The organism is Phytopseudomonas flavescens, assembly GCF_900100535.1.
Lineage (GTDB): Bacteria > Pseudomonadota > Gammaproteobacteria > Pseudomonadales > Pseudomonadaceae > Aquipseudomonas > Aquipseudomonas flavescens.
Map to the genome: position 1 here is coordinate 65,402 of NZ_FNDG01000016.1, position 21,878 is coordinate 87,279.

The 21,878-nt window shown below is 62.3% G+C and carries 22 protein-coding genes and 1 pseudogene; 10 read left to right on the plus strand and 13 right to left on the minus strand.

The annotated features are described in order from the left end of the window. Window positions 1-44: 44 nt before the first annotated feature. Both BLR94_RS19060 and BLR94_RS19065 read left to right on the plus strand, forming a co-directional pair. A complete protein-coding gene (locus BLR94_RS19060; RefSeq protein ID WP_084307592.1) occupies window positions 45-434 on the plus strand; it encodes a RidA family protein in 390 nt (129 codons plus the stop codon). Continuing rightward, window positions 431-1,060, plus strand: coding sequence for an RraA family protein (locus BLR94_RS19065; protein WP_084307591.1), 630 nt, complete (start codon window positions 431-433; stop codon window positions 1,058-1,060). The genes BLR94_RS19060 and BLR94_RS19065 overlap by 4 nt, the downstream gene beginning before the upstream one ends. Before the next feature lie 94 nt (window positions 1,061-1,154). Here BLR94_RS19065 and ctlX read toward each other — a convergent pair whose 3' ends face one another. Next, window positions 1,155-2,093: a citrulline utilization hydrolase CtlX gene (gene ctlX / locus BLR94_RS19070; RefSeq protein WP_369690898.1), complete on the minus strand. Its 939-nt coding sequence runs from the start codon at window positions 2,091-2,093 to the stop codon at window positions 1,155-1,157. 42 nt (window positions 2,094-2,135) lie between these two features. Next, entirely contained in the window at window positions 2,136-3,188 is a 1,053-nt protein-coding gene (locus BLR94_RS19075) for an ornithine cyclodeaminase (protein ID WP_084307590.1), read from the minus strand. 196 nt (window positions 3,189-3,384) lie between these two features. On the opposite strand from BLR94_RS19075, the gene BLR94_RS19080 reads away from it, so the two are divergent. The 4 genes from BLR94_RS19080 to BLR94_RS19095 all read left to right on the plus strand — a co-directional run bounded on the left by BLR94_RS19080 (window position 3,385) and on the right by BLR94_RS19095 (window position 6,441). Then, window positions 3,385-3,807, plus strand: coding sequence for an Lrp/AsnC family transcriptional regulator (locus tag BLR94_RS19080; protein ID WP_084307589.1), 423 nt, complete (start codon window positions 3,385-3,387; stop codon window positions 3,805-3,807). 282 nt (window positions 3,808-4,089) lie between these two features. Continuing rightward, window positions 4,090-4,860 (plus strand): ABC transporter substrate-binding protein, encoded by a 771-nt coding sequence (locus BLR94_RS19085; RefSeq protein ID WP_208601355.1) that lies wholly within the window; start codon window positions 4,090-4,092, stop codon window positions 4,858-4,860. A gap of 43 nt (window positions 4,861-4,903) precedes the next feature. Beyond that, window positions 4,904-5,692: an amino acid ABC transporter permease gene (locus BLR94_RS19090; protein WP_084307587.1), complete on the plus strand. Its 789-nt coding sequence runs from the start codon at window positions 4,904-4,906 to the stop codon at window positions 5,690-5,692. Continuing rightward, complete coding sequence (locus BLR94_RS19095) at window positions 5,689-6,441, plus strand: amino acid ABC transporter ATP-binding protein (protein WP_084307586.1); 753 nt, start codon at window positions 5,689-5,691, stop codon at window positions 6,439-6,441. Before BLR94_RS19090 ends, BLR94_RS19095 begins: the two co-directional genes overlap by 4 nt. A 435-nt stretch (window positions 6,442-6,876) precedes the next feature. On the opposite strand, the gene BLR94_RS19100 is transcribed toward BLR94_RS19095, so the two are convergent. After that, complete coding sequence (locus tag BLR94_RS19100; protein ID WP_084307585.1) at window positions 6,877-7,755, minus strand: LysR family transcriptional regulator; 879 nt, start codon at window positions 7,753-7,755, stop codon at window positions 6,877-6,879. A 101-nt stretch (window positions 7,756-7,856) separates the two neighbouring features. Here BLR94_RS19100 and BLR94_RS19105 point away from each other — a divergent pair, with 101 nt between their 5' ends. From BLR94_RS19105 to BLR94_RS19115, 3 genes are read left to right on the plus strand one after another with little or no spacing between them, the layout of a single operon-like run. Continuing rightward, window positions 7,857-8,933: an alkene reductase gene (locus BLR94_RS19105; protein ID WP_084307584.1), complete on the plus strand. Its 1,077-nt coding sequence runs from the start codon at window positions 7,857-7,859 to the stop codon at window positions 8,931-8,933. Between the two features lie 10 nt (window positions 8,934-8,943). Beyond that, window positions 8,944-9,678: a pirin family protein gene (locus BLR94_RS19110; RefSeq protein ID WP_084307583.1), complete on the plus strand. Its 735-nt coding sequence runs from the start codon at window positions 8,944-8,946 to the stop codon at window positions 9,676-9,678. Window positions 9,679-9,702: 24 nt separating this feature from the next. Next, entirely contained in the window at window positions 9,703-10,308 is a 606-nt protein-coding gene (locus BLR94_RS19115; protein ID WP_084307582.1) for an isochorismatase family protein, read from the plus strand. A gap of 395 nt (window positions 10,309-10,703) precedes the next feature. Here the strand turns inward: BLR94_RS19115 and BLR94_RS19120 are convergent, their stop codons facing one another. The 3 genes from BLR94_RS19120 to BLR94_RS19130 all read right to left on the minus strand — a co-directional run bounded on the left by BLR94_RS19120 (window position 10,704) and on the right by BLR94_RS19130 (window position 13,736). Then, the gene (locus BLR94_RS19120; protein WP_084307581.1) at window positions 10,704-12,065 is read right to left on the minus strand and encodes a CitMHS family transporter; all 1,362 of its coding nucleotides are present in this window, start codon (window positions 12,063-12,065) and stop codon (window positions 10,704-10,706) included. A 74-nt stretch (window positions 12,066-12,139) separates the two neighbouring features. After that, window positions 12,140-12,844: an RraA family protein gene (locus BLR94_RS19125; protein ID WP_084307580.1), complete on the minus strand. Its 705-nt coding sequence runs from the start codon at window positions 12,842-12,844 to the stop codon at window positions 12,140-12,142. 10 nt (window positions 12,845-12,854) lie between these two features. After that, the gene (locus tag BLR94_RS19130) at window positions 12,855-13,736 is read right to left on the minus strand and encodes an NAD(P)-dependent oxidoreductase (protein WP_084307579.1); all 882 of its coding nucleotides are present in this window, start codon (window positions 13,734-13,736) and stop codon (window positions 12,855-12,857) included. A gap of 216 nt (window positions 13,737-13,952) precedes the next feature. Here BLR94_RS19130 and BLR94_RS19135 point away from each other — a divergent pair, with 216 nt between their 5' ends. After that, window positions 13,953-15,911 carry a sigma 54-interacting transcriptional regulator gene (locus tag BLR94_RS19135; RefSeq protein ID WP_084307578.1) on the plus strand — a complete coding sequence of 653 codons (1,959 nt, stop codon included), beginning with the start codon at window positions 13,953-13,955 and terminating at the stop codon, window positions 15,909-15,911. A 24-nt stretch (window positions 15,912-15,935) separates the two neighbouring features. Here BLR94_RS19135 and BLR94_RS28320 read toward each other — a convergent pair. The 7 genes and pseudogenes from BLR94_RS28320 to BLR94_RS19165 form a co-directional block, all read right to left on the minus strand. Further along, window positions 15,936-16,070, minus strand: a pseudogene (locus tag BLR94_RS28320) (nucleotidyltransferase family protein); the annotation flags it as partial. Between the two features lie 321 nt (window positions 16,071-16,391). Further along, on the minus strand, window positions 16,392-16,721 hold the full coding sequence (locus BLR94_RS19140; RefSeq protein ID WP_084307577.1) for a hypothetical protein: 330 nt from the start codon (window positions 16,719-16,721) through the stop codon (window positions 16,392-16,394). A 384-nt stretch (window positions 16,722-17,105) separates the two neighbouring features. Further along, window positions 17,106-17,792 (minus strand): nucleotidyltransferase family protein, encoded by a 687-nt coding sequence (locus tag BLR94_RS19145; RefSeq protein WP_208601356.1) that lies wholly within the window; start codon window positions 17,790-17,792, stop codon window positions 17,106-17,108. 92 nt (window positions 17,793-17,884) lie between these two features. Beyond that, window positions 17,885-18,739 carry a type 2 periplasmic-binding domain-containing protein gene (locus BLR94_RS19150; RefSeq protein WP_244158233.1) on the minus strand — a complete coding sequence of 285 codons (855 nt, stop codon included), beginning with the start codon at window positions 18,737-18,739 and terminating at the stop codon, window positions 17,885-17,887. Beyond that, a complete protein-coding gene (locus tag BLR94_RS19155) occupies window positions 18,732-19,511 on the minus strand; it encodes an ABC transporter permease (protein WP_084307576.1) in 780 nt (259 codons plus the stop codon). The genes BLR94_RS19150 and BLR94_RS19155 overlap by 8 nt, the downstream gene beginning before the upstream one ends. A gap of 2 nt (window positions 19,512-19,513) precedes the next feature. Further along, entirely contained in the window at window positions 19,514-20,392 is an 879-nt protein-coding gene (locus BLR94_RS19160) for an ABC transporter ATP-binding protein (RefSeq protein ID WP_084307575.1), read from the minus strand. Further along, entirely contained in the window at window positions 20,392-21,435 is a 1,044-nt protein-coding gene (locus BLR94_RS19165; protein ID WP_084307574.1) for an ABC transporter substrate-binding protein, read from the minus strand. Before BLR94_RS19165 ends, BLR94_RS19160 begins: the two co-directional genes overlap by 1 nt. Between the last annotated feature and the right edge of the window lie 443 nt (window positions 21,436-21,878).

Below are 21,878 nucleotides of genomic sequence, written 5' to 3' on the forward strand. Positions count from 1 at the left end.
ACGGCTCGCCCCGCCTGCCGGGCGAGCCAAGCAAGAGGTAGCCTATGAAACGCATCAACGCCGCCAGTGGCGCAATCGGGCCGGTCGGCCCCTACTCCCAGGCAGTGATCAGCGGCAACCTGGTGTTTACCGCTGGGCAGATTCCGGCCAATGCCGAAGGCCAGCAGCCGGATAGCTTCCCGGATCAGGTGCGGCAGACGCTGCGCAATCTGGAGGCGGTTCTGCTGGAAGCAGGTTCCAGTTTCGATCAGGTGATCAAGGTCAATGCCTACCTGACCGATCCGGCTCAGCTCGAGCCGTTCAATGCGGTCTATCGGGAAGTGCTCGGCCATGCGCCGCCGGCACGCACCACGGTATGCGTGCAACTGTGGGGGGTCTCCCTGGAGATAGACTGCGTGGCAGAACGCCTGGAGCCCCGAGAGGCCAGCCTATGAGCGATCTCGATAGCCTTGTGCAGCGCCTCGCCGAGGTGGGCTTTGCGACCTTCGGGCATTTTCTCGACGATGGCTTCGCCGATCCCGGATTGCGGGCGCAGACGCCTGGCATCCGCCTGATCGGCCGGGCAGCGACCCTGCAACTGGCCGACAGCGATGCCATCGCCATGAACCAGGCACTGGTTCGCCTGCAGGCCGGCGAGGTACTGGTGGTCGCCACCGGCGGCGATCTGCGGCACGCCTGCGTGGGCACCGTCACCGTCAGTGCCGCCCTTGGCGTTGGCGCCAGCGGTATCGTGGTCGACGGGCTGGTCACCGATGTCGTCGAGCTGCGCCAGCTGGGCTTGCCGGTATTCGCCAGGGGCACCAGCCTGCTCACCACCAAGCTGCGCGGCAGTGAGACCAGTCGCTTTGGCCAGCCGGTGACCTGTGGTGGCGTGCTCGTTCAACCTGGCGACCTCGTGCTGGGTGATGACAACGGCGTGATGTTCATCAGCCCGGCCGCCCTGGCCGACGTCATCGACAAGGCCTGTGCATCCGACCAGGCGGAGCCCGGACTGCTTGCCCGGCTTGCCCAGGGCGAAGCGCTGGCCAGCGTACTGAAAACCCGCAACGACCCGCTCTGATCGGCCGTCATCCCGATTAGCTCGGCTGAAGGCCTGTGTGCTGGCTCCCATTTGAAGACTGGGGCCAGCAACGGGGATCACGCGTGACTGTTGTTCAGTAGCGAGCAGAAAGATGAATGCCGGCAATCATGCAGCGTACCGAGCCACCGGCCATCTCGACGGTTGGCACATTCAGTGGCACCAGACGCGCAGAGCGCTCGATAAGCGCGCGCTGCTCATCGCTCAGGCTCTCGAACGCCCGTTGCGACAGGGCAAGAATGCGTCCGTCACGTCCGGACAATTCGATGGCGTTGCCAGCGAACTCCTTGATCTGCTGATTCGCCAGCTCGATCACCTCGCGACCCGACTCCTGCAGACGTTTGCGCACCTCTTGCGCTCGTGGCTGATGGGTAAAGGTACCGAAGCCCACCAGTGCAAAATCCGTGGCCACGCACATCAGCACATTGGTGTGATAGATCGGCTTGCCCACCCCATCCGCAGTATCGAAGACCATCGGCTCGAAATTGAAGTGGGTGCTGAAGCGTTCGAGTGCCAGGGGATCGGCCCGGTTGGAACGCGCCGTATAAGCCACCCGCGCCAGGTGATCGAACACCATCGCCCCGGTGCCCTCGAGAAACAGGCCGTCGGCCTCCAACCCGGAGTAGTCGATCACATCCTGCACCCGATACTCACGCTTCAACATCTCGATGATGTCGGGGCGCCGTTCGCGACGACGGTTCGGGGAGTACATCGAGTAGAGCGCGACATGCCCCCCCGGATGAGTGGAGAACCAGTTGTTGGGAAACACGGAATCCGGCGTGTCGTTTTCACCACGATCTTCGAACAGGTGAACGCGAACGCCCTCGGCCTCGAGACGGGCAACCGCTGCGGTCACTTCGTCATACGCCGCCTGGGCAATTGCCTGGGCCGACTGTTTGGCGGCACTGCTCTGGAAGGCGTTGTCGGCAGCGGTCTGCGGATTGGGAGTAAAAGCATGCGGGCGGATCATCACCACCGCAGCCGGGGCCTGAATGGAATTGGTAGAAAGGGGCATTGTTGCGTACACCTTGGGAAAGTCGGAACGGCTTGCGATCGGTTACGCCACGCGGCGAATACGCTGCTTGCTGGAACCACCACGGGTATGGCGGAACAGATCCTTCGGATCATCATCGACCCAAGGCACCAGATCCACCTTGACGCCCATGCCCCGTTGCTCGGCCTGCTCGTTGACATACCGCAGAACCGAGTAATCCTCGAGCGCAAAGCCCACCGAGTCGAATACCGTCACCTGCTCCGTGCTCTGGCGGCCTTCGGCCGTGCCGGACAGCACCCGCCACAAATCCACCACCGGAAAATCCGCCGGCAATTGCTGAATGTCACCTTCGATACGCGTCTGTGGCTCGTACTCGACGAAAACACGGGCGTTACGCAGAACATCGGCATGCAACTCGGTTTTCCCCGGGCAGTCGCCGCCCACACCGTTGATGTGCATGCCGGGCTCGATCATCTCTGGAGTGAGAATCGTGGCATAAGCCTTGTCGGCGGTTACCGTGGTAACGATATCCGCACCGCGCACCGCCTCGGCGACGGAGCGGGCACGAATGATGCGCAGATCGCCGTACTCCTCCAGGTTGCGAATAAGCTTGGCAGTCGCCGCGGGATCGATGTCATAGGCGACGATTTCCTCGATGCCCAGGTGCTTGTGGAAGGCCAGCGCCTGGAACTCACTCTGCGCGCCGTTACCAATCAAGGCCATTCGCCTAGAGTCCGGCCGAGCCAGAGCCTGGGCCGCCATCAGCGAGGTCGCCGCAGTACGCAACGCGGTGGCCACGGTCAACTCGGAAAGCAGGACGGGGTAACCCGTTTCCACGTCGGCCAATACGCCAAAGGCCATTACCGTATGCAGGTTTCGCGCAGTATTACCCGGGTGGCCGTTGACGTACTTGAAGGCGTAGCGACTGCTGCTAGATACCGGCATCAACTCGATCACGCCGACATCCGAATGATTGGCCACCCGAGCACACTTCTCGAAGTCCGCCCAGCGCTTGAAGTCGCTGCGGATGGTTGCGGCCAACTCACCAATGAATGGTCCGACGCCAATCGCGTTAACCAGATTGGACATGGTTGGGACATCAATAAAACACGTCATGGTTACTTCCACCTTATTATTAACTTTCAATTGACGGGAAAAAAGCGACGGAACAGCATGCGTAACTTCAGCGGCGGTTGCATGACGATAGTTTGCTAGAGGTCGTTGCCAAAATGAAGTGACCATCTTGTCAATTCCAATCCGATAGTTAGCACTTTGCACACCCCCATCAACAATGTGAGTACTCGAGCGCAGCATGGACGACATCGACAGGGGGCTGGTTTCCCTATTAAGAGACAATGCAAGAACGCCGGTGGTGACCTTGGCGAAAAAGTTACGCGTCGCTCGGGCAACGGTGCAGAACCGCATGGCGCGACTCGAGGACGAGGGCGTTATCCTGGGCTACACCATCCGCCTCAGACCCGATACCGAGGAGCACGGCATACGGGCCATCACCAGCATCGGCATCAACGGTCATCATGCTGCCGAGGTGAAGCGGGCACTGCGCGGGCACCCCAACGTGGTCGCCATTCACACCACAAATGGCCGCTGGGATCTGATGGCGGAACTACGTGCCGATACGCTGGAAGCCTTCGACAAGGCGCTCAACTCGATCCGCGCCATCCAGCATATTGCCAACACTGAAACCAGCATTCTGCTCTCCACCTACAAAATGTAATCACAACCGGCCTTGGATGAGTGCCGCCGCCGACACGCGCACGAGCATTTTGCAAACGCGGCAGTGCAAAGTGCTCGAAAAAAACAACACACCATACAACTTGCCTTGTTCCGAATGGCACTTACTGATGGCAAACTTATGACACACCCACAGCGCAAAAAAACAAAATAAAACTCAAATTTTAATTTCATCAATCCTGCCAGGCCACATCATCCACTCCCGCATCCCGATGATTCGTGAAGGGGAAGTAGCCGCCATAATGATTAATAAGAGGAAAAGGCATTGATATTAAAAACTGTTGCGTGCTCGCTGATGGCAGGGGCAGTCCTGTTTGCAGGAGCAACGCAGGCTCGCCCCTACGAAACCATCCGCGCGAGTGGAAAGATACTCGTGGCGACTGGCGGTGAGTTTCCTCCCTTCAACTATTTCGAGGGCCGCAAGCTGTCCGGTTTCGAAATCGAGCTGGCTCAAGCTGTCATAAGACGGATGGGCCTGGAACTGGAGTGGAAGACTCTGGGTTTCGATTCCCTGCTCGCCGGCCTGCAGCAGGATCGTTGGGATATGGTCATTTCTTCCCATGGCATCACCGAGGTACGCGCCAAAGCGGTGACCTTCCTCGCCCCGCACTACTGTTCCGGTGGCTCCATTGTCTCGCGTGACCCGACGATCCGCTCGGCCGCAGACCTGAACGGCAAGCGGGTCGCCATCCAGACCGGCTCGACCTATGCCGATAACGTAAGCAAGCTCACCACCCCCAAAGGCATCAAGAACTACCCACAGGATCGGGATGCCCGCACCGCGCTGGCAACTGGCAGGGCCGACGCCTGGGTGACCGACAAATTCGTTGCTCTGGAAGCGATCCAGGCAGCACCAGCCGCCAAGCTACAACTTGGTGAGCTGCTGTTCGTGGAGAAGATTGCAGGGGCCGTCAGTAAGGGCAACACCGAACTGGCCGATGCCTACAACAAAGCGCTCGCCGAAGTCATGGCCGACGGCACCTACGAAGAGATTTCAACGCGCTACTTCGGTGAAGACGTTCGCTGCCCCTCCTGAGGGCAGCGTGTTCGATGACGGCTAGACAAGAGCGACAACAATAATGAATTTCCTTCTATCGGCATGGCCGGCTTCCTGGTCGCGCCAGCAACGCAGTACCCTGGCCATCGCAGTGGGTGTCGTCCTTCTGATGCTGGTGATGTGGCTGATCGCCATTCCACTGTCCTACGTTCCCGAACCCATCGCCTCGAATGCGGCCATGTTCGCCGACGGCACACGCACCACGGTGAAGATGACCCTGATCGCCGCCGTGTTCGGTATCGTGCTGGGGCTGGTCGCGGCGCTGGGCAAACTGTCCAGCTTCGCACCCGCCCGCTGGCTGGCCTCGTTCTACATCTGGATCATTCGTGGCACGCCGCTGCTGGTGCAGATCCTGTTCGTGTTTCTCGCCTTGCCGGTGCTGCTGCCCTGGTTGCAGATGGATGATTTCACTTCGGCATGCGTGGCGCTGGCCTTCAACGCGGGAGCCTACAACGCCGAGTCGATTCGCGCCGGCCTGCTGGCCGTACCACGCGGGCAGACCGAAGCATCACGATCTTTGGGCCTGTCACGTGGCTACACCTTTTTCGATGTGGTGTTTCCCCAGGCGTTCAAGATCTCGTTGCCGCCATTGGTCAACAACTTCATCGCCCTGCTCAAGGACTCCTCGCTGGCCTACGCGATCGGCGTCGTCGAGCTGACCAACGTCGGCAACCGCCTGCAGGCAGCAACCTTCGAACCCTTGCCGGCGCTGATCACCACAGCGCTCATCTACCTGCTGCTGACAACGCTGCTGACGCAGATTTCCAATGCCGTTGAACATCGTATGGATGTAGAGGGGCGACGCTCGTGACGACAACCGAAAATGCGCTGATCAAGGTGCGCAACGTACACAAGTACTTTGGTGCTCACCACGTGCTGCAAGACGTGTGTACGCAGTTCCATGCGGGCGAGGTGACGGTGATCGTCGGCGCCTCGGGCTCCGGCAAAAGCACCCTGCTGCGCACGCTTAACCGCTTGGAAAAACACGACGAGGGCCATATCACCATCGATGGTATCGAGGTCGATGACAACAACAGGCGCCTGGATCGCCTGCGCCAGGACGTTGGCATGGTGTTCCAGCAATTCAACCTGTTCGGCCATCTTTCGGTGCTCGACAACATCACCCTGGCGCCACGCCGCATGCGCGGCCTGAGCCGGCGCGAAGCCAATGAACGGGCCATGGAGTTGCTGGCGCGGGTAGGCCTACGGGCGCACGCGCACAAACATCCCCACGCGCTTTCCGGCGGCCAGCAACAACGGGTGGCGATAGCTCGGGCCCTAGCCATGCAACCGCGGGTGATGCTGTTCGACGAGCCCACCTCTGCCCTTGATCCGGAAATGGTCACGGAAGTGCTGGATGTGATGCGCGAGCTGGCCTCTTCCGGCATGACGATGATCGTGGTCACCCACGAGATGGGCTTTGCCCGCGAGGTCGCCGATCGCGTGATGTTCTTCGATCAGGGCAAGATAGCCTTCGATGCGGCCCCGGAGCAGTTCTTCACCCGCGACCACGACAATCCGAAGATCAACTCGTTTCTTAGCCGGGTGCTGAACCACTGATAGCGCCCGCAGTATTATGCGCAGTTAGCTCACAGCGACAATACGTAGTCAGGGGGTGTCATCTGGCCGCCAAGTACTGGCTATCCGGTGTGCCATAGTCAGAACGCTTAAAGACCACTCACAGCTGAAGTCTGCAGGCGCCTGGTCTGTCCATCAACAGATGTATTGCTGGGGCCCGCTGGTGGTATAGAGTTCCGCCACTTACCGAGGTGAGTTGACAAGTATACAGCTTGAGATTAAAGCACCATCCCAAGCTGAACCGATGGGGTTGGTCTTAGACCAGCAGCATCCGCGATCTTACCGCCTGCATCGTCAAGGACGTCTATGAATCGCGCTTTTCGAGGCAAGACACTAGTCGAGGCGTCGGTGCCGTCCGAATGATGGCACCTGTTCGGCGATGCGGCGCTGACCGGTCGCCGTGTAGGAGATACCCGCTCAAGCCTGAGCCAGGTGCTCGCGCAGAAATTCGATGAAGCGCTGCGTTTTCGCAGGCAGTAGACGTGTCTCGGTAATGGCGTAAACCGGGGTGGGACTGCCTTGCCATTGCGGCAACAGGCGACGCAAACGGTCGTGGGCAAGGTCATCCGCGGCGATTTCCTCGGGCATCAGCACGATGCCCATGCCCATCGTCGCCAGGCGCCGGATCATGCCGACGTTGTTGACCGCAAACCGGCTGCCCACCGAAATCGTGGTCGTTCGTGTGCCATCGTGCAGGGTCCACATGTTGGTTTTCGTCATGCCAAGGCACTCGTGCTGCGCCAGGTCAGCGGGATCGCCGGGTTCCCCCGAGCGTTCGAGATAGTCCGGGGAGGCGTAGAGGCAGGTCGAGAGCCGGGCCAGCGGACGCGCGATCAACTGCGAATTCTCCGACTCACCCATGCGGATCGCTACATCGAAGGGTTCGCTGACCAGATCGACCCGCCGCGGCGTCAGGTCGAAGTCGAACGTGATACCGGGATAGTGCCGGGCGAACTCGGCGATCAAGGGCGCCAGGTAGGTGACCGCAAAATCCACCGGCAGGGACACCCGCAGCATGCCGCTGGGCTGCACCAGCATTTCCCCCAGTTGTTCGTGCGCGAGCCGGGCTTCATCGACGATGCGCTTGCAGCGCTCGAAGTAGATCTGGCCGGCCTCGGTCAGCTCCACCTTGCGGGTGGTGCGGTGCAGCAGGCGCAAGCCGATGGCCTTCTCAAGCATGCTGATGCGCCGCGACAGCGTGGAGTTCGGCATCCCGATCACCTCGGCGGCGCCGCGGAATCCCTTGGCTTTGACGACCTCGACGAACAAGGCCATGTCATTCAAAAGCTGCTCCATAACATTGCTCCATAAGTGGAGCAATGTTATCCAATTTACCCCATTTATTCCAAATCAAATGAGACTGATGATTACCCCACTGTTAATCCAAGGACATCATCATGAGTCAGCTTTTCACCCCCGTCCGTGTTGGACGCTACACCCTCCCGAACCGCCTGGTCATGGCACCCATGACCCGCTCGCGCGCCGATGACGCGACCGGCGTGCCGACCGATCTGGTCACGACCTATTACGCCCAGCGCGCCGGAGCCGGCCTGATCATCAGCGAGGGTGCCTATCCCTCGGCGACCGGCAAGGGCTACGTGCGTACCCCCGGCATCATCGACGATGCGCAGGTCGCGGCCTGGAAGAACGTCGCCGATGCCGTGCACGCCAAGGGCGGCCGCATCTTCATGCAGTTGATGCACGCCGGGCGCGTATCGCATCCGTCAATGCAGCCCGGCGGCGCGCTTCCCGTAGCGCCGTCGGCGATCAAGCCGGAAGGCCAGTCCTGGACGGCCAGCGGCCCGCAGGACTACGTCGTACCGTACGCATTGAGCGTGGCCGAGATCGCCGGGGTCATCGGGGACTATCGCACCGCCACCCGCCGGGCGCTGGAAGCCGGTTTCGATGGTGTCGAGCTGCATGGTGCTTCGGGCTACCTGCCCGAGCAATTCCTGTCCTCGGGCAGCAACCAGCGCGCGGACGAATACGGCGGTTCCGTCGCCAACCGCGCCCGCTTCGTGCTGGACGTGCTCAAGGCCATGGTCGAGGAAGCCGGCGGTGATCGCGTCGGCCTGAAGATTTCTCCGGAGATGAACTTCAACAGCATCTCCGACGCCACGCCGCAGGAGACCTACACCTATCTGCTCGATCAATTGGACGGCCTCGACCTGGCCTACCTGCACGTGGCCCTGTTCGGCCCGACCAGCGTCGATTACCACGCGCTGCTGCGCCCGCGTTTCAAGGGGGCCTACCTGATCGGCAGCGGTCTGGATCAGGCCAAGGCCGAAGCCATCCTGAGCGAGGACAAGGCCGACGCCACGGTGTTCGGCGGTGCCTTCCTGGCCAACCCGGATCTGCCCGAGCGCTTGCGCCAAGGTGCCGCGCTGAATGCGCCCGACAAGGACACGTTCTACTCGCCGGGCGCCAAGGGCTACATCGACTATCCCGCCTTGAGCGACAGCACCACTGCCTGAGACCGCCGCCATGTCCATCGTCATCGCCCAGCTGCATCGCGTCAAGCACGCCGGCCATTTCCGCGCCTTCGGTCTGCGTGGCGAGGCCCGGCTGCTGTCCCCGTTCCTCGGGGTCGATCACTATTGGATGAACGGGCCGACCTTTCCGCCGCACCGCCATGCGGGCATGTCGGCCGTGTCCTACCTGCTGCTCGATTCCGAAACGGGCATGGCCAACCGCGACTCCATCGGCACCGACAACCTGATCCGGCCGGGTGGTCTGCACTGGACGACCGCCGGGCAGGGAGTGGTGCACGAGGAAGTCCCTTGCGAACCCGGCAAGACGGTTCACGGGCTGCAGATCTTCGTCGGACTGGCACCGGCGCGCCGCGACATCGCGCCGTTCCCGCTGACGATCGAACCGCAGGACGTGCCGGTCATCCAGCGGCCCGGCGCCAAGATCCGCGTTCCGGTGGGACGCTATGGCGACACGCACTCCCCGCTGACGCCGCCGACCGAGGTGACGCTGCTCGACGTCTCGCTGGAGGCGGGCGCCGAGCTGAGCGTGCCGGTGGCCGCAGGCCACGCCCTGTTCGCCATGCCGATCTTCGGCACGGTGGACGTGGCGGATCAGCGCTTCGACAGCGGACACCTCAGAGTGCCGGTGTTCCCCGCGCAGGACGCGCCGCGCGACATTTCATTCAGAGCCCCACAAGGCAGTGTCAAGGTCGTGCTGTTCAGCGGCCCACCGCTTCCGCTTATCTAAACCCCCAAACGAAGGACTTCCATCATGGCAAGAGACCAATTCACCGTCGAAAACTCCGCGCTGCTGCTGATCGACCACCAGGTCGGCACCATGCAACTGATCAAGAACATCGACTCCGGGTTCGCCGGCAAGCAGGCGATCGCGCTGGCCAAGCTGGCGAAGATCCTGAACCTGCCGACCGTGATCACCTCCAGCCAGGAAGATCGCGCCCAGGGGCCGATCATGCCGGAAATCGCCGAAATCCTGCCGGCAGCGCACGCTGCGCGCATCAAGCGTCCCGGCGTGGTCAATGCCTGGGCCTACCCGGAGTTCCGCGACGCGGTGCTCGCCACCGGGCGCAAGCACCTGATCATGGCCGGCGTGACCACCGATGTCTGCCTGATCTTCCCGGCCATCGACGCCGCCCTTGAAGGCTTCTCCGTGCAGGCGGTGATGGATGCCTCGGGTTCGCCCAGCGACCTGTCCGAGGAGTTCTCGCGCCAGCGCATGCACGACGCCGGCGTGGTACTCACCGCCACCAACACGCTGATCGCCGAGATCGCCCAGGATTGGTCTACGCCCGACGGCCAGCAACTGATCGGCCTGCTGTTCAGCGACGTGTTCCCGGCCCTGGGCGCCAGCATCGCCTGAGCCGGGCATGCAGCTCGCCAGTTGGGCGTAGATGCTTCAACTGGCTAGTCCGCATCGGGTAATGCCGACCGCTCCCAGCGCGATACCGCCGTTCAAATGGCCCACGGCGAAGAACGCACGGGCGTTGCCCTCCCGGCTGTCGAGGTGGAGCCGCCCTCATCCACGATCAGGCACGGCAGCCGCGTTCTCACAGGGCGCGCCGAGCCTGGCGAGACCGTACCGCGTCACCACCCCTTTGCTTTGAGGATCCAGTTCGTGAATGTCGAAGCCCAGGGATAGCGCGTGGGCGTCTGACCAGCGGATCATTTCGTTGGCCACGGTTTCGGCAGAGCCGACGAAGCCCTTTGGCCTGGCGGGCTCCTACAGACTCGGAACTGCACTCCTTACCGGGCTGCCTAGCCTACCGGCAGCTCGCCGGTGATGATCGCCGTGACGATGAAGATGCCGAACAGCGGCAACGACCATTTGAAGAACTCCTTCTGGTACTGGCCGAACGTCATCTCGGTACGGTTCATCAGCAGGAACAGCCATGCCACCGTCGGGCTGGCATAACGCAGTGCCTGCCCCATGAACGAGGCCACGCCGATTTCGGTCGGGGTGATGCCGAACTGGTACGCGATGGGAGCCACCACCGGCAGGATGCCGAAGTAGTAGGCATCCACCGGCAAGGCATAGCAGGCGATGGCACCGAGGAAGGCGAACATCAGCGCGGTATGGCTGCCCATCGACTCGGGGATCAGGCCGGCGATGCTTTCGGCGACCGCCGCCGCCATGCCGCTACCGTTGAAAACGCCGAGAAAGCAGCCTGCCGCCATGATGATCGATGCCACCGCGATGGCATCGCCCCCGTTGGCGGTGATGCGGTCACGCTGTTCGGTGGCGCTGTAGTTCACCGCCAGGGCGATGGCGGTGCCGAGCATGAAGACGATGGCCCCGCTCGCCCAGCCTGCCAGCAGGATGACCAACATGCCGATGGTCAGGGCCAGGTTGAAGAGGAACAGTTTCGGCCGTTTGAACTCACGGTCGTTCTCTTCGATCACCGTGACCATGTCGTCGATCTGCTGCGGGGTGACGATGGCCCTCTCGCCGGGTATGTAGCCCAGCCGGGCGCGCTCCTTGCGACCCATCAGGCAGGCCATGCAGAACACGTAGGTGAACGACACAGCGAGGATCGGCAGAATCGCCACGAACAGGGTGTTCACCTCCACGTTGAGCACCGCCGCCGCGCGCGCCAGCGGCCCGCCCCAGGGCAGGCAGTTGCCCAGCCCGCATGGCAGGATGATGAGCATGGCCAGGTTCGACAGCTTCATGCCCATCTGCTTGTACAGCGGCAGAAAGGCGCTGGTGATGATCAGGATGGTGGTGGTGCCGTCACCGTCGAGCGTCACCACCGAGGAGGTGAACGCCGTGACCAGGATGATCTTCAACGGATCGCCGTTGGCCTTGCGGATCAGGTAGGTGCACAGCGGATCGAACAAGCCGACGTTCATCATCAGGCTGAAGTAGAGAACCGCGAAGAGGATCATCACCGTCGGGTTGACGGTACCCAACGAGACCTTGCCTTCTTCGTTGGTGGTATAGAACAGCCCTTCCCTCACCCAGGTGACCAGGGTGTCGAACGGCACACCGGTGGCCATGCAGGCCAGCGCACCGACGATCAGCGAAACGACGATCAGCCCGGTGAACGGAGAAAGCTTTTGCTTGATGACGAGGATCAGGAACGAAACGATCAACAAATAGCCGAGAGCGGTAAGCATCCGGACATCTCCCAATTTTATTTTTATAGTGCGGAAACGGTGTATCAGGGAGCCTCATGGGCTCCCCAGGGGCATCAGCGCCCGGTCAGCAGTTCGGTCACCCAGGCCGGCGCGAGCTCTGGCAGCGACTCGCCAAGGGCGCGACGGCGGGCGTAATCGTCGATCACCTCGCGCCGCTTGGCCTCGTAGGCATCCTTCTTCTCCGAGGCCTCCAATACGTCCAGCAGGCGGCAACGGGGAACCACCGTGACGCCGTCGTAATCGCCGAAGACCAGGTCGCCCGGGGCGACCTCGATGCCGGCGCAGTGCACCGGCGCATTGATCTTGCCGGGCCCCTGCTTGGCCGGGCTGCGCTGCATGAAGCCCTTGGCGTATACCGGAATGTCCAGCTCGGCCAAGGGCACCTTGTCGCGTACGCAGCCATCGATCACCAGGCCGCTGAGGCCCACCGCCTGGGCAGCACCGGCCATCAGATCACCGATGTAGGCCCGCCCGCGGTAGCCCTTGCCTGCCACCACCAGCACGTAACCCGGCTGGCCCTGGTAGATGGCCACGTGGATGGGGAAATTGTCGCCGTCTTCGGTATCCACCGTATAGGCAGTGCCGAGCATGACCTTGCTCTCATCGAGCGGCATCAGGTCGCTGTCCATGCAGCCGTTGCGTGGGATGCCGAGGCTCTGCATGCCATCGCACAGCTGTGCCGGGCTGAGTTTGCGAAAGCGCTCCAGGATCTCCTGTGGGATGGCTTCGGGCAGGGAAAGATAGTGTTCGGTATTCATGTCGGCGTCCTCAGGGCTGGCGGATGAGATGCGCGATGGCTTCGCGGTAGTTCATGTCACTGCCGCCCGGGCCGAGCAGGCTTGCCCAGTCGCGGGCCGCGAGTTTTTCCAGTTGTTGCCTGGTGGCGATCGACATGCTGGCGTCCACCCCGGCCGCTTCGAGGGTGGCCACCACGTCGTCCAGTTCGGCACCGCGACGCTTCGCGTGGATCAGGGTGCGGGCGGTGAAGGTATTGGCGAGTTGCTCGACCGTCTTGCCGTTCAGCGAGTCCGCCAGGGAATCGACCAGGGTATCCAGCACGCCGAATCGCTCGGCCGCCTGGAAGGACTCCAGAAACAGCTGCGGCAGGCCTTTCATGACCACGCTCTTGAGCATCTTGATGGCCGAGGCCGAACCGGGCGCCGCGTCCAGCACGGTGAGGCACATGCCACGTGGGGTGAAGGCCTGCTCGAAGGCCTGCGCGGCGCTACCGGCCAGCAGCATCGGTACGCGGTGGGCGTTGCCCGGCACGGTGCCCATTACCGCGATGTCGCAGAAGCCCACGTCGGCGGCCCGCGGCAAGCGCTCGATGGCCTGCTTGACGGTGGGTGCCGCCGAGTTCATGTCGATGTAGTGCTGCCCGGTCTGCAGCAGCGGCATGATGCGCTCGGCCAGTGCAAGGGCACTGCTGGCGCTGGTCAGGCAGACGACGAAGCGTGCTTCGCGGCAGGCCTCTTCCAGGGTGTCGTACAGGGTCACCTGCGCCTGCTGGGCGCGCTGCCGAATCAGCGGACCAGCCTTGGGATCATCCCTGTAGGCGTCGTATGCGCCTATCCGCACATCGCCTTGCGCACCCAGGCCGGTGGCCAGGTGGAAGGCCGCCTCGCCGAAACCGATAAAGATCAAGTCCATGAACGCTTTGCCTCTTTTTGGATTTATTGTCCTGGAGGCACAGCAAGGCATGTGCCACGAGCCACAGCACTGCCCCTTCTATTGAAAATCTCCTTTTCAATCAGATGGTTGAGGTCACATCGACAATTCAACCTTTGCCAGAATGAAATGTCGGCGTACCTTGCGAATTGCAGTTAATTTCATTTTCTCAACAACAATGAAAAGCAAGAGAATTAAATGAAACGCGAAACCGACATCCCTGATCAGCAAAACCGCGCGGCTGGAATCGCCGTCATCGCTCCGTCCAGCACCATGACCCGAGTGATGACCAGCATTCTGCGGACACGCCAGCTTTCCCTACCGGTGGTGGAGGCCGCACAGAGCGAAGCGATCGAGATCGCCCGGCAGTTGCTCGCCGAAGGCGCCGAGGTGCTGATCAGCCGAGGCAAGACCGCGCGCATGCTGCGCGAGCACTTTCGCGTGCCGGTCGTTGAGGTCAGGCATACCTTCTTCGACTGCATCAATGCCTACGAGAAGGCGTCACGCCTGTCATCGAGAATCGCCTTCCTGGCCACGTCGGAGGGTTACGCGAGAATCCTCGAGAAATCCCGCCCGTTCGTGGCCGGCGCCTCGATCTGCTTCATCGACCCGCTGAGCAGCGCGCAGACCACCGAAGCCGTGCTCGACGCGCTCCAGGCGCAGGGCATCGAGGTCGCCATCGGCGGGTTGTCCCTCGAAGCGCCGGTGAAGTCGCGAGGCATGCGCTATGTGATGTCCGATACCGACAGCGACGCCGCTGCCGAGGCGATCGACGAAGCCCTGCACCTGCTGCAGGTGGAAGAGGAACGCCGACAGCAGCGCCAGGAACTGCAACGCCGCTACGAGATGATCCAGTCGATTCTCGATTGTGTGTCCGAAGGGATCTTCAGTGTCGATGGCATGGGCGTGGTGACGCGCATGAACAACGTCGCCAAAACCTACCTGAGTGCCGTCAGCTGCGGAGACGCCATCACCGAGCTGCCGGTACGCAGCTACTTCAACCAGGCATTACGCCACGGCAAACCGGTGCGCGGCGCGCTGATCGACGTGGGCCGGCTGTCGCTCACCCTGAGCATCGCACCCATCGTTCTCGAGGGGCAGATCATCGGCGCCGTCGCCACCTTGCAGAAGCAGACGGATATCAAGGCGATCGAACAGAAGATGCGCCGCGCCCTGGCCGGGCAGCATCTGGCCGACAGCCGTTTCGATGACATCGTCGGCAGCAGCGCGGCCTTGCAGAAGGCCAAGAGCCTGGCCGCCACCTACGCCGGCGTGGACAGCACCCTGATGATCGAAGGCGAAACCGGCACCGGCAAGGAGCTGTTCGCGCAGAGCATCCACAATGCCTCGCCACGTCGGAGCGGCCCCTTCGTGGCGATCAACTGCGCCGCCTTCGCGCCCGGCGTGCTGGAGAGCGAGCTGTTCGGTTACGTGAAGGGGGCCTTCACCGGCGCCTCGACCGATGGCCGGGCCGGGGTCTTCGAGCTGGCCCATACCGGCACCCTGTTTCTCGACGAGATCAGCGAAACCTCGTCGGACATCCAGTTGAAACTGCTGCGTACCCTGCAGGAGCGCAAGGTCATCCGCATGGGCGACGACAAGGTCACGCCGGTGGATATCCGCATCATCACCGCGAGCAACAAGCCCCTGCCGGCACTGATCGCCCAGGGCCTGTTCCGCGAGGACTTCTACTACCGCATCTGCGTACTGAGGCTCAGGCTGCCGCCCCTGCGCGAACGCCGAGAGGACATTCCCGCGCTGGTGCGCCATCTTCTCGGCGGCAACGCCGGCGAGCTGCTGGAGCACACGCCAACGCTGGTCGCCAGGCTCTGCGATCACCACTGGCCGGGCAACGTGCGGCAGCTCGGCAACATCGTCGAACGCCTGAGCGTGATGAGCCAATGCAGCGCGCTGATACCAGGCTGGCTGGACGACGCCCTCGACGATCTCTCTCCAGCAAGCCGGAGTGCGGGCGGCGAGCCCGCCATGCAGCCGCTCAGCGAGCGGGACATCCTGTTCGCGGCGCTGGCCAGGGCTGGCGGCAACCGGCAAGGCGCAGCCGAGCACCTGGGCATCAGCACCACCACCCTGTGGCGCAGGATGAAGAAGTTCCTGGATGAGAACCCGGGCTGCTTCGATGCCGCACGCTACGGCTGAGCGAGCGGGCAGCACGTTCACCAACGGCCAGCGCTCGCGCTCGCGTTTCTGTTCCACTCGCTGTCGATAGATCTGCTCGCTGACACGCGCCGGGTTGCGCTGCACGCGCATATCGAACAGGTCGTCCAGCCCATGGGGCGATGATGTGCAAAGCATCATCGGCGTCCAGACTCACGGCAATCGAAGTCGCGAATTAAGGCCAGCTCGCCAGCGCCTCACAGAGCGACTGCAACGGCTCGACGGCATGGCCGAAACAAGACTCGAACCACAGGTGTGCCGCCTGGTTGGCCACCTCCTAGGGGAAGCGCGGAGCGAGGATACTCAGCTTCGCCTGCAACTCGGCATCCCGCGCCGCAGGCAACTCCAGCGCCTCGAAATAAGCCAGATCGACGCAGCCTGGTGCGGCCTGGCTGCGCGGTTCGCCATGAAAAGTGGTTCAGCGCCATGTGCTGCTTGCTCATACGCCCTACGGTGGAAGACCTACGGGTGCCATCCCGTCTTGCCACGGAGTTTTAAAAACCAAAGCAGCGTTATTGCCGTCGGCCAGAACACCGTGTTGAGGATGTCGTGAGTGCTTGCCTGCCAGCGCCAATATCCCAGGCTCCCGATGTCGTCTCGCCGATCGACCCACTCGCCGGCACAGGCAATGACGAAAACCGTCAGCCACGCCCTATACGGTCTACATCGCGGGATGATGGCGATGAGAGTCAAATACACCGCCATCCCTACATAGACGTGCAGCGCATCTTTTGACAGGCCGGTCAATGACACGACCGTGAGCTTGATGCTTTGTACGATTGAGGTGTCCATGTCAACTCATTCCCGTCCACCCGGTATTAGTCGGTTAGCCAGCGACGTAGGTCGGCTATCGTACCTTGGACAGTCGCGGATGGATCAGCGAAGCGTCATCCGTGACTATCCGGCACCTCTCGAAACCTAGGCGCTGGGTCGCCCGGCTTGGCGCTCGCAGACGAGCCTGTTTTCAACGCCATGATGACAGCGCCGGTCGTTTTTCGGGTTTGGCCTACCGGGAATGCCTGGTTTCACCCGCCGGATGTGCTCAGCAATCAGACAGGTAGCTGTCGATTGTGTGGAATCGCCAGCCCCAGGCCGGCTTCGGGCATGGAGGACCAGACCCAACCATCGGGGCGGCCAGAACGAGGAAACCGTCGACATCGACCATGATTGCGTCGATCACCTTCCTCGCTCCTTATCTCGTTCTTTGGCGCGTTGCACGAATTCAAAGTCATCAAGCACCACGCTAACCAGCGGCCAACGCTCGCGGTAGCGTTTTTGCTCCACTCGCTGTCGATAGATCTGCTCGCTGACACGCGCCGGGTTGCACTGCACGCGCATATCGAACAAGTCGTCCAGCCCATGGGGGGCGATGATGTGCAAACCATCTTCGGCGTCCAGACTCACGGCGACCGAAGTCGCGAATTCAGGCCAGCTCGCCACCGCCTCACAGAGCGACTGCAACGGCTCGACGGCATGGCCGAAGCAAGACTCGAACCACAGGTGCACCGCCGCCTGGTTGGTCACCTCCCAGGGAAAGCGCGGAGCGAGGATACTCAGCTTCGCCTGCAACTCGGCATCCCGCGCCGCAGACAACTGCAGCGGCTCGAAATAAGCCAGATCGACATCGGCCAGATACGACGGCTCGGGATGGCCGTGCAGGTGGTCCCAGACCAGATTACGCACGGCGCCGGCGCCAATGCACCAATCGTTCAGCTCCAGCTGGCGAGCCCCTCGCAACGCCTCCATGAACCAGGAGGACTGGCGCACGATAGCCTCGAGCTGCTGCTCCAGCCTGGCCTGCTTCTGCTGCCCGGCAGGCCTGGACGGCCGCGAGGCCCCGCATGCCGAGTGGTTGTGCTGCATGTGCTGCTCGCTCGCTGAGATTAGCGTTCAACAGAGTTGTCGCCGCGCTCGACGCCGGGTTACCAAGACGTCTGCGCCGGTGGCTATGGTCATCAGTGACACATCAGCCCTTCCGCCAACTTCAAACTATCGACAATAAGCGTACTGCTGCGCAATGCCCAGGCTTGTTCCTGGCCACCACGGCGTTTCCAGTCGGCCAGAGCGGCCTGGAGAAACTTCTGGCTCTGAGGGTCTTGGCGAGGGAGATAGATGCTGGCGTCTTCAGCAGCGGCCAATGAGTCGGGCAGCAGGCGATAGAAGCGCCAGTCGTCCTGGCTCTGCAGCACCTTGAGCGCAGACTGCTCATCTGCCAGCAGGCTGCATTCGCCGCTCATGAAGGCTACCGCGGCACGTATGGACGAGGCATATGGCTGCACCCGTGCGCCGCGTTCAACCACGTCGGCTCGCCAGGGACTGCCCACAGCCAGGCAGACGCTCTGCCCGGCCAGGCTACCGGCAGCGGGCAGGGAGCGGTTGCGTAGCACCAGCAAGCCACCCTGGCGATAGCCCGCCGGTGGCTGTGACAGCGCAGCGTGACCGAACACCGGGCCTGTTGCGGCGCCAGGCAATGCCAGGCTACCGGCGATCAGCAGATCCACCCGCGCCTCACGCAGCAAGCGGCCAGGGTCATCCGCCGATGCACCGAGTAACACCACCGGCACCCCCAGGTACTGTCCCAGTGCCTGCGCCAAGGCCTGATCGAATTCGTCAGGCACCGCCTCCAGTGCCGCGTCGGTCGCGCTGGGCCGGGGGTAACTGCGTACCCCCACCCGCAACACCTGACGCTCGGCGACTGCCGCCAGCGTAGGGCCCAATGCGACCTCTCCTGGCAACTGCGGCCGGCTCAGGCCATAGCCGGCCAGGCCAAGCAGCACCAGCACCAGCACCCCAGCGCCTCGTCTAGCCACCCTGTTGCAACCCCCGTCGCCAGCGGGTAAACCGCCGCTCCAACAGCGCCAGCAGGCCATTCAACAGTAAACCGACCACGGCCAACAGCAGAATACCGGCGTACATGCTGGGGATCTGGAACACCTCTTGGGAATTGAGCGTCAGGAACCCCAGCCCGGAATGCGCGCCGATCATCTCCGCGGCCACCAACGCCGTGATGCAGTAGGCCCCTGCCAGGCGCACCCCGGTGAAAATCGACGGGGACGCCGAAGGCAGCACGATGTTGAGAAACAGGAAGCGCCGGTTGGCGCCCATGGACAACGCCGAATTGACCAACAGGTTGTCCACCTGCTTGACTCCGCTGATCGTGCTCAACAGGATCGGCCAGAACGACGCCCAGAAGATGATCGCGATTTTCGACCACTCGCCAATGCCCAGAAACAGGATGAACACCGGGAACAAAGCGAGTGCCGAGGTTTGCCGGAACAGTTGCAACAACGGGTCGAGTACGTTTTCAAGCCGGGCGAACCAGCCCATCAGCAAGCCCAGGCTCACACCGCTGGCGATGGCCAGCAGCAACCCGACCAGCGACCGCAGCAAACTTGCCTGCAAGTGCCTGAGCAGATCGCCGGATCGTACGAGGTCGGCGATCGCGGCCAGCACCGCACTGGGTGGGCTGAGGTACCCTGGGTTTACCCAACCCAGGCGGGGAATGGCTTCCCACACCAGCAAAAACAAAATAATACCAAGGCTGCTATCGAGCACCTTGCGCGAAGTGGTGCGCACACTCATGCCTAGACTCCAATCCGGTGGGCGTGGCGTCGGGCGACGCCTTGCCACGTCTGTGGCACGCTGACGGCTGCCGCCGGGCGCGCCGGGACACCACTGACCTCCTCGCGCAGAACCTCCCAGGCACGCTGGCGCAACTGCACGAAGGCATGGGTATTGCGCAACTCCGCGGCCCGCGGGCGAGGCAGATCGATATCGAATATCTCCTTGACCCGCCCGGGCCGGGCCGTCATCACCGCAACCCGGTCGGACAAGAACACCGCCTCATCCAGGCTATGGGTGATGAACACGATGGTTTGCCGGTGCAGGTCCCAAATGCGCAGCAATTCGTCCTGAAGTATCTCGCGAGTCTGCGCATCCAGCGCGGCGAAGGGTTCGTCCATCAGCAGCACATCCGGCTCGTACACCAGCGAGCGGGCGATGGCCACGCGCTGGCGCATGCCACCAGACAACTCATGGGGGTAACGCGCCGCAAAGCCCTCGAGCCCCACCAGCGCCAGGTAATATCGCGCCTTGTCGCGCCGCTCGGCCTTGCCGACACCGCGGATTTCCAGGCCCATGGCGATGTTGTCCAGCACAGTGCGCCACGGCAACAGCGCATAGCCCTGGAACACCACACCCTGGCTACGGTTGATGCCCTGCAAGGGCTGGCCATCGACGTCCAGTTGCCCGCCGGTTCTGTGCGCCAGGCCGGCAAGAATGTTGAGGAAGGTCGACTTGCCGCAGCCCGAAGGCCCCAACAATGACAGGAACTCGCCCTCGCGCACCTGCAGATCGAAGCCGTCCAATACCGACACCTGTTCGAGCTGGCCGGCTTCGTTGTAGGCCTGGTAGCCCATCTGCACGCCCTTGGCAACGATTTTCGCTACGCCAACCGCACCCATCAGGCAACCGCCTTGGCAAAGTCGTTGAATTGGTTGGTGTAGACATCCTTGACCTGAATGGCGCCGCGATTGAGCTTGCCTTCGCTCTCCAGTATGTCGATGTAGTACTGGATCGGCGGCTCGGTGACGATCAGATCGTCGACATAGGCGAAGCGCTCCACCAGCTCCAGCTTCATGCCGATACGCTCAGAGGTGATCTTGCGCGCATCGTCCGGGTTGGCGTTGACCCAGTTGGCGGCCTTGGCTAGCGCGCTGACCACGTCTCGGGTGGCCTCGGGGTGTTCGCGGCTGAACTTGCCAAAGACGCTGTACGGCGCCATACCGCCCAGGCCCTTGTCCAGGTCATAGTCGCTCCACAACTTACGCAGTTGGCTATTGTGCTCGGCCCCACCGGAGGCGGGCGGGTGGATAATGGCCACATCCACGTTGCCGGTGGCCAGGGTCTGCTCAGCCTGGTTATCGGGTACCACCAACCACTTGATGGTGTCGACATCGACGCCCTGCTCACGCAGGAACTTCTTGGTGACGAACTCGGCGCACGCCCCGAAACTGTTGAAGCCTACCGTCTTGCCTTCGATATCCCTGGGCGTGAAGATCCCCGAGTCGGCGCGCACGAAATACTTCATGTGAGGCGCCTCCTGCAAGGTCTTGCCCCCAGCGGCCACAACCTTGAGATCCAGGCCGCTGGCGATGGCCGAGATGACCAGAGGCACCATGCGCGCACCAAAATCGATTTCTCCGGTGCCGGTGAGCGGAATTATCTGTGGTGCAGCGATACGGCCTATGTATTTGGGCCGCGCCCGCGAGCCCTCGAAATAGCCCAGTGAGTCCGCTACGTAAACCAGGTCGAAGGTCGGGTTGTCGGGGTACTTGAACTCGACCACCTGATCAGCACGCTGTTTGATCACTCCCGGGGCGCCGCCCGCCGACTTGGGCTGCGGGTTGTCCTGCGGGCCACAGCCGGGCAAGGCCAGCCCGACGCTGCCGGCCGCGGTGAGCAGCGCGAAATTTTTGAGAAAGGTTCTGCGATCGTGGTGTTGCATGGTTGCTCCTGCAGTAAGTCGAGACCCGGGGCGATCGCGCCCCGGCACAACAGGCAACGTTGGCAAACCGGGCAGCCAGCGCACTGCAAGCCGGGCTTGGCAAGCGAGACCGAACCCTGTTTCAAGCCTGGGGCAGGAGCGCAATCTCCGGTGGTCCGGTCAAAGGGGGATATAGCTGGGAGTTAGCTTATATGAATAAAATAATGGTTTTAAAATACACTTATGGCATATATTTATACCCGCATGCATCCCATGCCGCCCGCCTGCTTGGCACGCCAGCAGGCCATGGGCCGCAGGGCGTATCAGCCTAGGGGTAATGCGACAGAGCCGTCGGACGCAGCATGCAGCGCTGAGAAAGCACTCTGGCGAACCACCTCAAACCGACAGTTCCCGGCGCTTGGCCCCTCTTCCCTTCGCCAAGCAGCGAAGGACGTGCGCAGTCC